This window comes from Psychrosphaera ytuae, from assembly GCF_017638545.1.
Taxonomy (GTDB): Bacteria; Pseudomonadota; Gammaproteobacteria; order Enterobacterales; family Alteromonadaceae; genus Psychrosphaera; species Psychrosphaera ytuae.
This window is the reverse complement of the sequence record NZ_CP072110.1, coordinates 830,957-844,146: the sequence shown is the minus strand read 5'-3', so window position 1 is coordinate 844,146 and position 13,190 is coordinate 830,957. Positions and strand designations below refer to the sequence as shown.

General features: G+C 44.7%; 12 protein-coding genes. 7 read left to right on the top strand and 5 right to left on the bottom strand.

Annotated elements, in window-relative coordinates; all coding sequences use genetic code 11:
* Positions 1-114 precede the first annotated feature (114 nt).
* Genes J1N51_RS03780 through J1N51_RS03760 form a run of 5 tightly spaced genes read left to right on the top strand, consistent with a single transcriptional unit; the run spans position 115 to position 5,521 of the window.
* Positions 115-2,040 carry a heme lyase CcmF/NrfE family subunit gene (locus tag J1N51_RS03780; protein WP_208832653.1) on the top strand — a complete coding sequence of 642 codons (1,926 nt, stop codon included), beginning with the start codon at positions 115-117 and terminating at the stop codon, positions 2,038-2,040.
* A gap of 32 nt (positions 2,041-2,072) precedes the next feature.
* Positions 2,073-2,666 (top strand): DsbE family thiol:disulfide interchange protein, encoded by a 594-nt coding sequence (locus J1N51_RS03775; RefSeq protein ID WP_208832652.1) that lies wholly within the window; start codon positions 2,073-2,075, stop codon positions 2,664-2,666.
* Positions 2,653-3,294 carry a cytochrome c-type biogenesis protein gene (locus tag J1N51_RS03770; protein ID WP_232842853.1) on the top strand — a complete coding sequence of 214 codons (642 nt, stop codon included), beginning with the start codon at positions 2,653-2,655 and terminating at the stop codon, positions 3,292-3,294. The genes J1N51_RS03775 and J1N51_RS03770 overlap by 14 nt, the downstream gene beginning before the upstream one ends.
* Before the next feature lie 5 nt (positions 3,295-3,299).
* A complete protein-coding gene (gene ccmI / locus J1N51_RS03765; protein ID WP_208832651.1) occupies positions 3,300-4,667 on the top strand; it encodes a c-type cytochrome biogenesis protein CcmI in 1,368 nt (455 codons plus the stop codon).
* The gene (locus J1N51_RS03760) at positions 4,664-5,521 is read left to right on the top strand and encodes an MlaA family lipoprotein (protein WP_208832650.1); all 858 of its coding nucleotides are present in this window, start codon (positions 4,664-4,666) and stop codon (positions 5,519-5,521) included. The genes ccmI and J1N51_RS03760 overlap by 4 nt, the downstream gene beginning before the upstream one ends.
* 796 nt (positions 5,522-6,317) lie before the next feature.
* Here J1N51_RS03760 and ruvX read toward each other — a convergent pair.
* From ruvX to rsmE, 4 genes are all read right to left on the bottom strand, one after another.
* Positions 6,318-6,740 carry a Holliday junction resolvase RuvX gene (ruvX, locus tag J1N51_RS03755; protein ID WP_208832649.1) on the bottom strand — a complete coding sequence of 141 codons (423 nt, stop codon included), beginning with the start codon at positions 6,738-6,740 and terminating at the stop codon, positions 6,318-6,320.
* Positions 6,740-7,318 carry a YqgE/AlgH family protein gene (locus tag J1N51_RS03750; RefSeq protein ID WP_208832648.1) on the bottom strand — a complete coding sequence of 193 codons (579 nt, stop codon included), beginning with the start codon at positions 7,316-7,318 and terminating at the stop codon, positions 6,740-6,742. Before J1N51_RS03750 ends, ruvX begins: the two co-directional genes overlap by 1 nt.
* A 14-nt stretch (positions 7,319-7,332) precedes the next feature.
* Positions 7,333-8,292 (bottom strand): glutathione synthase, encoded by a 960-nt coding sequence (gshB, locus tag J1N51_RS03745; RefSeq protein WP_208832647.1) that lies wholly within the window; start codon positions 8,290-8,292, stop codon positions 7,333-7,335.
* A 104-nt stretch (positions 8,293-8,396) separates the two neighbouring features.
* The gene (gene rsmE, locus J1N51_RS03740; protein WP_208832646.1) at positions 8,397-9,128 is read right to left on the bottom strand and encodes a 16S rRNA (uracil(1498)-N(3))-methyltransferase; all 732 of its coding nucleotides are present in this window, start codon (positions 9,126-9,128) and stop codon (positions 8,397-8,399) included.
* A gap of 132 nt (positions 9,129-9,260) precedes the next feature.
* Here rsmE and J1N51_RS03735 point away from each other — a divergent pair, with 132 nt between their 5' ends.
* The gene (locus J1N51_RS03735; protein ID WP_208832645.1) at positions 9,261-10,187 is read left to right on the top strand and encodes an ABC transporter ATP-binding protein; all 927 of its coding nucleotides are present in this window, start codon (positions 9,261-9,263) and stop codon (positions 10,185-10,187) included.
* A gap of 6 nt (positions 10,188-10,193) precedes the next feature.
* Positions 10,194-11,297, top strand: coding sequence for an ABC transporter permease (locus J1N51_RS03730; RefSeq protein ID WP_208832644.1), 1,104 nt, complete (start codon positions 10,194-10,196; stop codon positions 11,295-11,297).
* Positions 11,298-11,830: 533 nt separating this feature from the next.
* Here the strand turns inward: J1N51_RS03730 and metK are convergent.
* The gene (gene metK / locus J1N51_RS03725; protein ID WP_208832643.1) at positions 11,831-12,982 is read right to left on the bottom strand and encodes a methionine adenosyltransferase; all 1,152 of its coding nucleotides are present in this window, start codon (positions 12,980-12,982) and stop codon (positions 11,831-11,833) included.
* Positions 12,983-13,190 lie beyond the last annotated feature (208 nt).

Here is a 13,190-nt window from a genome sequence, read left to right as displayed (position 1 = left end):
GCATGCTAGAGCCGCATTGCTAAATAGGCAAGCGGTTTTGGCTATGATACAATTTTGCCGGTCACTTAAAACCATCATTCACTTGATAAAAATTAATAATAGTAAAGACGAAGTATGATCCCAGAACTTGGTAATTTTGCGCTCATGGTGGCGTTTGCGTTTAGTTTGTTGCTGTCTATTTTTCCCTTGATTGGTTTGCGAACAAACAACCTGAAACTCATGCAAATGGCACCTAATCTAACGATTGGTCTGTTTTCTTTCACATTGTTTGCCTTTGGTTGTTTGGTGTATGCGTTTTTAACCGATGACTTTTCGGTTATTAACGTAGCGCAAAACTCTAATTCTTTACTTCCTGACCACTATAAATTTGCTGCAAGTTTTGGTAGTCACGAAGGCTCATTTTTGTTGTGGCTAGTGATGCAATCTGGCTGGATGTTTGCGGTTGTAATGAAATCAAAGTCATTACCTGCGGACATGCGAACTCGTATTTTAATGGTCCTTGGCTGGATTTGTGTCGGCTTTTACGCCTATATCATCATCGCCTCTAATCCATTTGAGCGAACCCTTCCTTATTTCCCTGTTGATGGTCGCGACCTTAACCCGTTACTGCAAGACATTGGCATGATCATTCATCCACCCTTGTTGTACATGGGTTATGTGGGCTTGAGTATTAGCTTTGCGTTTGCCATTGCAGCGCTATTGAGCGGTAATCTAGATTCGACATGGGCCAAATGGTCCCGCCCTTGGACGGCGGCGGCCTGGGCGTTTTTGACTCTAGGAATTACTATAGGTAGCTGGTGGGCGTACTCTGAGCTTGGCTGGGGAGGCTGGTGGTTCTGGGACCCAGTCGAAAATGCATCCTTTATGCCTTGGTTAGTAGCAACAGCACTATTGCACAGTTTGGCGGTGTCGGAAAAACGCAATGCGTTTAAGAGTTGGACCGTATTTTTAGCGATTGCGGCATTTAGTTTGAGTCTGTTGGGGACGTTTTTGGTTCGTTCTGGAGTGATCGTATCTGTTCATGCTTTTGCGACCGATCCTGCTCGCGGAGTGTTTATTCTTATTTTGCTTGCGCTCGTTGTGGGTGGCAGCTTATTACTTTATTCCATTCGTTCAGGCGCAATAAAAAGTGTTGGCAAGTTTTCGATGTTTTCGCGAGAAAGTATGTTGTGGAGTAACAATGTACTTCTTGTCGCAGCGACGTTAATCACTTTGTTGGGTACCTTGATGCCGTTGATTCACAAAGAGATTGGCTTGGGCTCGATTTCAATTGGTGCACCGTTTTTTAATCAAATGTTTACATACCTCATTGTGCCATTTGCGCTACTTATGGGTATTGCTCCGCTTGTGCGTTGGAAACAAGACAAATTGAATAAGTTTGTTACTGCTCCAGCGGCAATTGGCGTTGCTTCAGTGGTACTCAGTGTCGTGTGGCTGTGGGCTGAGTTTGGTGAATTACATGTACTGGCCGTTTTGGCGGCTTCACTGGGCTTGTGGATTGTTATCTTTACCGCCAAAGAGTTTCGTCAAACCTGGTTAAAACTGGGTTTTGCAAAGATACCTATGAGTCATTATGCGATGGCGCTTGGTCATATTGGATTGGCGTTTGTAATCGCAGGTGCGGGTCTTACCTCACAATACACGCAAGAGCGTGATGTAAAGCTGTGGCCTGGCGATAGTGCCGAATTAATGGGCTACACCTATAAATTTAACGCGATAAAAGATATTGAAGGTCCAAACTACGAAGGGTGGGCGGCCGATATTAGTATTTACAAAGGTAACTTTTTGGAAGCGAATTTGCTGGCTGAAAAGCGCCACTATCCTGTGCAGCGTAATACGATGACAGAAGCGGCAATTGATGATGGCTTCTTCAGAGACATTTATGTGTCGTTGGGTGAGTTGTTGCCGGATGATGCTTGGGCACTTCGAATTTATGTCAAACCATACGTCCGTTGGTTGTGGTTAGGCGGTATTTTGGTGGCGATAGGTGGCTTCTTAACTCTGTTTGACCGTCGTTATCGCGGCTTAAAAAAAGCTTAATGTTTTAAACAAGTTGTAAGGAATTCAACTCAATGAACAAACGATTTTTATTATCACTAACGCCGTTTTTAATTTTTGGTTTGTTATGTGTGTTTTTGTTAAAAGGCTTGTTTAGCGATCCGACCAAACGCGACTCTGCATTACTCGAACGACCGTTGCCAGAGTTCAAACTGGTGGACTTGTATGATGATTCGGTGATCCATGACCGCCAATCACTGCTCGGCCAGCCGGTATTACTCAACGTTTGGGGTACGTGGTGTACAACGTGTAAATACGAACTGCCATTTTTAACCAAGTTGAGAGAAGAGTATGGGGTCAAAATCGTTGGTATTTATTACGAACAAGCGCACGCTCCGCAGTTTGGTCAATTTGTTGATGTGAAAGATATTCGTGTAGACGTCAAAGAGATGTTGGCGCGTTGGGGTAATCCATATCAGTACAATATTTTAGATTTGGATCGCAGTTTGTCACTTGATCTCGGTGTGACAGGTGCGCCTGAGTCGTTTTTGGTAGATGCGAATGGTGTGATCAAAAAACACCACATGGGTGATATTAATGAGCGAATTTGGCGCTCAGAGTTAGCACCAATTTGGAACTCAATGGAGAGCCGTGATGTTAACAATTAAAAACGCTAAGGTTATGACTATAAAGTCGCTGTCTGTTGGTTTACTTTGCTTATCTAGTATTGCTGTTAGCCCAAGTGCTTTTTCGCAACCTACAAACGAAGCTACTGAGCAGCTAGAAGCCAAACAAGAATCCAAACAAGAATCAAAAGACATCACACCATTTAAAGACGACGCACAAAAGTCCATGTATTTGGAACTAGTCACTGAATTGCGCTGCCCTAAATGCCAAAACCAAAACATTGCGGATAGTAATGCGGTTATCGCACAAGACATGCGAGTCAAAACCAAAGAGTTGCTAGACGAAGGCTATTCAAAACAAGACGTAATAGACTACATGGTCAATCGCTACGGTCAGTTTGCTCACTATCAGCCGCCATTGACGCTTGCGACGAGTATATTGTGGTTTTTACCAGTCGCATTTATTTTGTTTTGTGTTGTGTTGTTGATCCAAAAAAGTCAAAAACGCATTGCCAAACAAAGTGACGCGGATGTCGCAAACACAGCCAACCCGGCACAGGCAGCGATTGACGAGGCCGAATTAGATAAAGAGCTAAACGCTTTGTTAGACGACAGCAGCGACTCAAACCAATCAAACACCACCTCAAAGAACAAAACAGAGGGTAATTAACACACATGTCACTTTCTTTAACTTCATTTTGGATCAACATCGTTGCCATGGTTGTGGTTGCGTGTGTGTTTATTTTAGTGCCTTTGTATAAGTTTAACCGAGACAGCACCAATAAAGGATTAAAATCAAATTGGTACAAAACTCGTTTAGCAGAATTAAAAGAAGAGTTAGCGTCAGGGCAATTTAGTCAGCAAGAATACGACGAAGCGGTGACTGAATTAAAGTTAACGGCAACCGATGAGCTGCGTTTAGAAAGCAATCAAGACAATGGCGCTGTCTCAAGTTCAGATAATGGAAAAGAAGCCGACTCTCAACGTGCAATCGCGCCGTATTTAATTGCCGCGCTCGTCATTTTTATCGCTACTTTGATGACGACGTTTGTCCAATATGGTGAAGAGCACAAGCTTGAAGAATGGCGCGCAACACTCGATAAAATGCCAGCGTTGTCTAAACAAGTGTTAGAAAACAGTGCGGCAACACCGACGGAGCAAGATTTAAAGGACTTTGCGTTAGGTTTGCGTACTCGATTGGCCAACGAGCCTAGCTCTGTAGGTTGGATGTTGTTAGGTCGCACCCTAAATATGTTGCGTGATCTCGATGGCGCCATCGACGCGTTTGATAAATCTCTTCGTTTAGAGCCGAGCAGTGGCTCTACAATTGTCAGTTTGGGTCAAGCACTACAAGAACGTGGCGAACCTGGAGATTATCGACGTTCTATTCGAGTATTGCGAAGCGCCTTAGAGTTAAACCCACAAAACCTGACGGCGTTGATTTTGTTTGCTGAAGGTAAGCTGTTAGACGAGCAGTACGCGTCTTCTTTAGATGACTTTACGTTTATTGATCGAGTTGTGCCACCGAATGATCCGCGCGCAGGTGCCGTCAAGCAGCGCATTGCGTTTTTGAAGGACAAGTTAGGCTTGAACCTTAACGCCCAAGAATCTGAGGAGTTAGCCGGGATAAAAGCGAATGCGCAAGAAAACCCAACAGCGCAGCCAGAGCAATCTGCATCAGGTGTGACCGTTAATGTAGAGATCCGCGTTGAACAAAATGTTGATATAAGCCAGTTTAGCCATTTGTTTGTATTTGCCAAATCGCCTGAAATGCCGATGCCTCTAGCAGTTAAAAAGCTAGCAGTATCTGAGCTTGCAGACCTGACAAAAGGGATAACTATTACTTTGACAGAGCAAGACGTTATGATGCCTACTTTGTCACTGGCGAGTCAGTCTAGTGTTGACGTATTCGCGCGTTTGTCGTTAGACGAACAAGCGCCTTTTGTGCCGGGTGACTTACAAGCACAACAAACAAATATTGCATTGCCCACCGAGTCAATTGTAAAACTAACGATTATCGCTCAATCTGAGGAACAGAAATGAATTACACAATGAAAGCCGTCTTAATTGCTGCGCTAGTAGCACTGACCTCGGCTTGTGCGCAGGGACCAAACGAACAACAAACCGCAGCGGCTACCACAAATCAAGTCGAAACCTTAAATGAAAGCGGTAACTTAGCCACGGTTCCGGTTGATGAAACAAAGCCTTTTGAGCCAGAGCCTGCGACCGAATCACAATACGTTGACGAGCGCGACCCATTTGAAAGCTTTAACCGCAGTATGTGGGACTTCAACTGGGAAGTGTTAGACAAACATATCCTGCGCCCACTTGCAGTAGGCTACACCTCATTGCCTCAACCGGTTCAGCAAGGTACTCGAAGTTTTGTGACCAATTTAGAAGAGCCAGGCTACGCCCTGAACAGCTTGGTACAACTTAAATTTAAAAAAGCCGCAACGGGTGTGGGCAGATTTGTGATCAATTCAACCATCGGCTTACTCGGTATTTTTGACGTAGCAGACGCTATGGGGCTTAAACGCCACAAGGAAGACTTCGGCCAAACCTTGGCAATGGTCGGTGTTGGTAATGGCCCGTTTATCATGCTTCCTGGCTATGGCCCAACGACGGTGCGTGATGGAGTAGGGGATTTTGTTGACAGTGAAATTTTCCCTATGTATTTGATTGAATGGCCTTGGTCTTTGGTAAAAACTGGCTTGAAGGCGGTGTATTCACGCGCGGATATGTTGCAGCAGGAACGTTTGATTTATGACTCGACGGATCCGTATATTTTTGTGAAGGAAGCTTATTTTCAAAATCAGAATTATCAGATTTTTGATGGTAATCCGCCTGTGAAGGAGGAGTTTAAGTTGGACGATGAGTTTTTGGACGAAATCGACTAATAAGTTTGTGAATAGGCTGACCATTGGGTGGCCTTTATCTCGGCCGCTCAAGTACGTCCTTGTAATGCTCCCAGCCGCACATCCTTGTGCGGCAACGCCTCGTAAACGCTCACCCAATACTCATCCCTAATATCCAGCGTTGTCGGCGCGAAACACTGCTGGTCTAGTGAATGGGCTGACCATTGGGTGGCTTATGTGCAGTTGCGAGCTCCTAACCTGGGTACTTTAACCCTTGACCGCTTCAAGCACATCCATGTGACGCTTACGGCCAAACATCCTGTTTGGACTTTCAAGGGTTAAAGTACCCAACTCAGGATCTGCAATTCACACTTTGGTGTTAACCGCTTGTAGCTGGCACTGCAGAAGTTCCAATTTGAAATAAGCACTGGCAATATCGACGATTCTGAGTTTAAGGGATGAGTATGAGCGGTTGCTTTCCGAGGTAGTCCACGCATGGATGCGTGGCCGTAAGCATTACAGGGATGTACTTGCGCGGCCGAGGCAAAGCCAACCACTCATGGTCAGCCCATTCACTGAGCTTAAGTTAAGAGGATTAAACTGCCCAAGTTAGGAGCTCGCAACGGCACAGGCAGTCCTTATGCTTAGCCCATTCACTTAACTTGCAGTGTGTTTAGCGCCGACAACGCTGAATATTAGGGATGAGTATTGGGTGAGCGTTTGCGAGGCGTTGCCGCACAGGGATGTGCGGCTGGGAGCATTACAAGGACGTACTTGCGCGGCCGAGATAAAGGCCACCCAATGATCAGCCCATTTACTGAGCAGGAGTAACTAAAGGTTAATCGTATAGAGACTCAAAATAGCTCTCAAGAATCACCACTGCCGACTGAGAATCCACATTTCCCTTCTTAAGATTGCGATAACCACCACGGTCAAACAAATGCGCCTTCGCATCTGCTGTACTCAACCTTTCATCGTGCGTCGTGACATTAACCCCAAAACGACCATGAAGACGATTGGCAAACTTCTTTGCACGCAGTGTCATAGGTTGTTCAGTGCCATCCATATTGAGAGGTAGGCCTACGACAACCAAATCTGGTTGCCATTCGTCTAACAGCTTTTTGATGTCGTCCCAATTTGGCGTGCCGTCTTTAGCTTTAACAGCACCAATTGGAGAGGCCGTGCCTGTTAAACTTTGGCCGATAGCAAAACCAATGCTGCCTGTACCAAAGTCTATGCCCATGATTGTTTGTGTGGTCATTAAGCGTGGCCTGCAAAACTGGTTAATTGTGAGATGTCGATGCCTAACATTTTAACTGCGGTTTCCCAGCGCTCAGAAGCAGGGGTGTTAAAAATAACTTCAGGGTCGGCTTTGACGGTCAACCATGAGTTGTTAGCAATCTCTTGCTCTAGCTGACCTGCAGACCAACCTGCGTAGCCTAACGTCACTAAAAAGTCTTCTGGACCTGACTTTTTGCCTAAGTTTTCCAAAATATCTTTGGAAGTGGTCACCATGATTCCTTCTTCTAGCTGAAGGCTTGAAGACCAGGTGCGGTTACCTTTGTGCAACACAAAGCCGCGGTCGGTCTGAACTGGGCCGCCAGCTAACACCATGTTTTCCTCAAGTGGTGAGGTTTCTGGTAAGTCGATTTGAATTTCTTTAAGCAGGCGTTTTACAGACATGTCTGTCTGTTTGTTGACGACAAGACCCATTGCGCCTTGTTCGTCGTGTTCGCAAATGTAGGTAACCGAACGCTGAAAGTAGCCGTCGTCCATCGATGGCATGGCGATCAAAAACTGGTTAGCTAAACTCAAGGAGCTTGAAAATTTAACAGTCATGGGCGCTCCTTGGTTTATAAATGACGCATTGCTAGACGCTTTTCGATGGCGTCAAACAAATGCCCAGTGATGCTGATGTCATAGGCGGCTTCGATTTCTCGAATACAGGTTGGGCTGGTGACGTTAATTTCGGTAACAAAGTCACCAATTACGTCTAGACCAACAAAAATAAGGCCTTTTTCTTTAAGGGTTGGACCAATCGCTTTGGCGATTTTCCAATCTGTATCTGACAGAGGACGAGCTTCGCCACGACCGCCTGCGGCTAGGTTACCTCTAGTTTCGCCTTTTGCTGGAATTCGAGCCAGAGTGTAAGGCATTGGCTCGCCATCTACGATAAGAATGCGTTTGTCACCGTTGCTGATATCCGGAATAAACCCTTGAACCATTGCGTAGCGTGTTGCGTGTTCGGTTAGAGTTTCGATGATTACGGATAGGTTTGGATCGCCTTCTTTTACTCTAAAGATAGACGCGCCACCCATGCCGTCTAACGGCTTCAGGATGATATCTTTTTGTTCTTGGTAAAACTCTTTGATCAGCTGCGCATCACGGGTCACTATGGTCGGTGGTACAAACTCACTGAACCAGCTTGTGTATAGTTTTTCGTTGGCATCCCGCAGGCTTTGTGGTTTGTTTACAATTAACGTACCTTCGTCTTCAGCTCGCTCGAGCATATAAGTGGCGTAAATAAATTCGGTATCAAAAGGCGGATCTTTACGCATCAAAATGACGTCTAGTTCTGATAAACGAATGTGTGATACTTCACCTAAAGTGTAATGGTCGCCAGCTTGGTTTTTAACTGTTAAAGGGCGAACGCGACCAAAAGCGTGACCATCGCGAAGATATAGGTCGTTCATTTCGAGGTAAAACAATTCGTAATCGCGAGACTGTGCCTCAAGTAACATGGCGAAGCTAGAGTCTTTTTTGATGTTGATGTCTGCGATGGGGTCCATCACGATTCCAAGTTTTACCGTCATAATATTCTGCTTTCTCTGTCAAAAATTAAAAGTCTTGCGAAATACACTCAATCATAAGCCCCATAGTATAGAAGGCATCAGGCATTTCGCGACTGCAAGGGCGATTAGGCTAAATCGCCAAATTGAACTTGTAACGCCGTTAATAGTGTTAAGGCGGCGGTTTCCGTTCTTAAAATGCGAGGTCCCATCAGGATTTCTTGATAGCCGGCATTTGCAGCAGCTTCGATTTCATCGTCGTTAAGACCACCTTCTGGACCGATAACGAAACGCACACCAGAATCGGGAACACTCAATCCTGATACAGAAATGGAGGCTCTAGGATGCAAATTCAACTTCAACTCATCGGTTTTTTGTTGAATAAATTCATTAAAATCAATTGGTGGATGGATCACAGGTACAGTTGCTCGGCCGCACTGCTCACACGCTGAAATGGCGATTTTTTGCCATTGTTGATGTTTTTTCTCAAGACGTTCGCCTTTTAGTTTAACACCACAGCGTTCAGTAAAAATCGGGGTGATCTCTGTCACGCCTAATTCCACCGACTTTTGAATCGTAAAATCCATCTTGTCGCCGCGAGAGATACCTTGAGCAAGGTGAATTGATAGGGGACTCTCGTTTGTGACTTCAGTTTTGTCGGTGATTTCTACACTGACGTTTTTTTTGGTTACTTCTACAATTGTCGCAGCGTAATCAAACCCATCGCCACAAAACAACGTAATAGCTTGGCCAGGCGTCATTCGCAAAACTCGGCCAACGTGATTAGCCGCATCGGCGGCGAGTTGAATTGTGCTATTAAGCTCGAGGGAAGAAGGTTCAAAAATTCTTGGGATCCGCATGGTCGTCTGTCTTTGTTGATCGGTGGATTTAATAAAAGTTTCAATGGCTTTATTCTAGCAACTCAAAGTAGTATTGAATATCGGATCATTCGAATTCCCTGTGAATAAATTTAATAAATAAAAGAGTAGGTTATGACTGCATATGTTGAAGTGAACAACCTGTCCAAAGAATACGACGATGTGAAAGCCGTCAATGGCATTTCTTTTTCTGTGAAAAAAGGCATTTGTTTTGGTTTGTTAGGTCCAAATGGCGCGGGCAAAACCACCACGATAGAAATGATGGAAGGCCTGATCAAACCGTCAGGCGGTGAAATTTCGTTTTTTGGCGATCCACTCAATAAAGAATCTTTGAAAGAAATAGGTATTCAGTTTCAGCATACGGCGTTACAGGATTTTTTGACCGTGGGCGAAACCCTAAAAATGTTTCAGGCGTTTTATCCTAATCCTGCAAATTTGAATGATGTGATGGAAATGTGTGACTTGGTTGATATTCAAGACCGACGTCATCAAAAGCTATCAGGCGGCCAAAAGCAACGTTTGTTGTTGGCACTGGCCTTAATCAACGACCCAAAAATCTTGTTTTTGGATGAGCCAACAACAGGATTAGATCCTCACGCTAGAAGAAACTTTTGGGACCTGATCACTAAGATCAAACATCAAGGTAAAACCATTATTTTGACCACTCATTACATGGACGAAGCGGAGTACTTGTGTGATGAAATCGTGATCATGGACAAAGGCAACATCATCGCTCAAAACACACCGTCAAAACTCCTCACTGAACACTTTTCTGGCGCCATTATTCGCTTGCCAATTGAGAATCTCGCAGGTCATGAAATTGCCGATTTTGGTCGACGTTTTGGCGAACACCATGTGGACATAGATGCGAAAGATGTTGAGGTTTCGATTAGTGAGTTGTTAACAAGAGGCGTTAAATTAGACGGACTGCAGGTTAAATCAGCAAATCTTGATGATTTATTCATTAAATTGACCGGTCATCAATTAACGCAAAGTCAGGAAGAACAAGGCGAACAAGCCAATTTGGACTCGGTGGAGTAGACAGATATGAAGTTATTTTTTTCGCGATTTTACGCCATATTAAAAGGTCGAAATTTAGAGTTTTTTAGAGATAAATCATCGTTAACTTGGAGTATTGTTTTTCCTGTTTTGTTACTGGTTGGTTTTGCGCTTGTGTTTAGCGGTGATGGAAAAGATCAATTCAAAGTTGGCTTATTAAATTCTCCGGTTGGGCAAGGTGCGGTGAATGTTGAGCCTTCGTCTTTTGACACCTCTAAGCAAGCCTCTGAGAACGCTTCAGAAAAGCATACTCAAAGTGCAGGTTTTTTAGCGACAAAATACGTCGAGTTTGTAGATTATGAAAATTCAGATGTCGCCATCGAAAAGCTACGTCAGCACCGACTGGATATGTTGATCGACTTTGAGTCTAAACAATACTGGATCAATGAGTCGTCGCCAAACGGTTATTTTATGGAAAAGCTGTTAGTGGGGTATGAACCAAGCTCAAGTCAGTGGCAGCAACAAACGGTAGATGGCCGTCAAATCCGGTATTTGGATTTTGTGTTACCTGGTATTTTAGGTATGAACATGATGTTCAGTTGCTTATTTGGCGTAGGTTATGTGATTGTGCGTTATCGCAAAAACATGGTTTTAAAACGCCTCAACGCAACACCTGTTACTGCGTTTGAGTTTTTGACGGCTCAAGTGGTTTCACGCTTGTTTATCGTGATGTTTTTATCAACTTCGGTGTTTGTAGGTTGTGACTTTTTATTCGATTTTTACATGTTGGGTAGTTATTTAGACCTCTTTATCGTCGGTATATTAGGGGCGTTTTCACTCATTTCATTAGGCCTAATGATTGCGTCACGCTCTCGCAGTGAAGAGCTCACTGGCGGACTGTTAAACCTTGCTACCTGGCCCATGATGATCTTATCCGGGGTGTGGTTTTCGTTAGAAGGTAGCCCAGAGTTTATTCAGCAAATTGCCTATGCATTGCCATTGACGCATTTGGTTGAAGGAGCGAGAGCCGTGATGACCGAAGGTGCAAGTTTGGCTGATATTGCTGATCATGTGTTGGTGATGGTTGGTATGACGGTGGTGTTTTTGGGGATTGGGACGACGCTGTTTCGTTGGGAAGGAGATGGTCGGTAAAGTGTCGGCGCTAAACACACTGCAAGTTAAGTGAATGGGCTAAGCATTAGGACTGCCTGTGCCGTTGCGAGCTCCTAACCTGGGTACTTTAACCCTTGACCGCTTCAAGCACATCCATGTGACGCTTACGGCCAAACATCCTGTTTGGACTATCAAGGGTTATAGTACCCAACTCAGGATCTGCAATTCACACTTTGGTGTTAACCGCTTATAGCTGGCACTGCAGACGTTCCTATTTGAAATAAGCACTGACCATATCGACGATTCTGAGTTTAAGGGATGAGTATGAGCGGTTGCTTTCCGAGGTAGTCCACGCAGGGATGCGTGGCCGTAAGCATTACAGGGATGTACTTGCGCGGCCGAGGCAAAGCCAACCACTCATGGTCAGCCTATTCACAGAACGTGCAGTATGTTTCGTGCCGACAAAGCTAAATATTAGGGATGAGTATGAGAGATGAGTATGAGCGGTTGCTTTTTCGAGGCAGACACAAAAAAAGGACGCCGAAGCGTCCTTTTTAGATAAATCCTGAGATTTATAGGCCAGCGTCAGCGCGTAACGCCTCAACCTTGTCCGTGCGCTCCCAAGGGAACTCATCACGACCAAAGTGACCGTAAGCCGCAGTACCTTTGTAGATAGGGCGCTCAAGGTCAAGCATTTGAATAAGACCGTATGGACGTAAGTCGAAGTGACGACGTACCAACTCAATTAGCTTGTCTTCTTCTAGCTTGCTTGTGCCAAATGTTTCAACACTGATAGACGTTGGCTCTGCAACACCGATAGCGTAAGAAACTTGGATTTCAGCTTTGTCAGCAAGGCCCGCTGCTACTAAGTTTTTAGCAACATAACGCGCTGCGTAAGCGGCAGAGCGATCAACTTTAGAAGGATCTTTACCAGAGAACGCACCACCACCGTGACGTGCCATACCACCGTATGTGTCAACAATGATTTTACGACCAGTAAGACCACAGTCACCCATAGGACCACCGATTACGAAACGGCCTGTTGGGTTGATGAAGAATTTGGTTTGCTCGTTTAACCACTCAGACGGAAGAACCGGCTTGATGATTTCTTCGCGAACGGCTTCAACTAAGTCTTTTTGTGAAATAGTGTCACAGTGCTGAGTTGAAAGAACAACCGCGTCAATGCCAACAGGCTTGCCGTTTTCGTATGCAAACGTCACCTGTGATTTTGCATCTGGACGCAACCAAGGAAGGGTACCGTTTTTGCGAACTTCAGCTTGACGCTTAACTAGACGGTGCGAGTACTCGATTGGAGCAGGCATTAATACGTCTGTTTCGTTACACGCGTAACCAAACATTAAGCCTTGGTCACCTGCGCCTTGATCAGCAGGGTCTTTGCGGTCAACACCTTGGTTGATGTCTGGAGATTGTTTACCGATCGTGTTTAAGATGGCACAAGAATCAGCGTCAAAGCCCATGTCTGAGTGAACGTAACCAATTTCACGAACGGTGTTACGAGTAAGCTCTTCGATGTCTACCCATGCCGATGTAGTGATTTCACCACCGACCATTACCATTCCAGTTTTTACGTAAGTTTCACAAGCAACACGTGCTTTTGGGTCTTGTTCTAAAATTGCGTCTAACACTGCGTCAGAAATTTGGTCCGCGATTTTATCCGGATGACCCTCAGATACAGATTCTGATGTGAATAAATGTTTTGCCATTAAGTCACTCTCTAGGTTTATGAAAAATTTAGTCAGGTAATTTTAAGCCATAAACCCTAAATTTGCCTAACACTTTTTTACGCCTAGACGTCTAAACCGAAAAGTTAAGTTTACAAACGGACGTGAGAAGCCGTTACTTCAACTGTTTATTCATACCTTGTTACATGTTGTTCGTTAGCTTTTAGTGGCTAATTTGATATAAATAGCG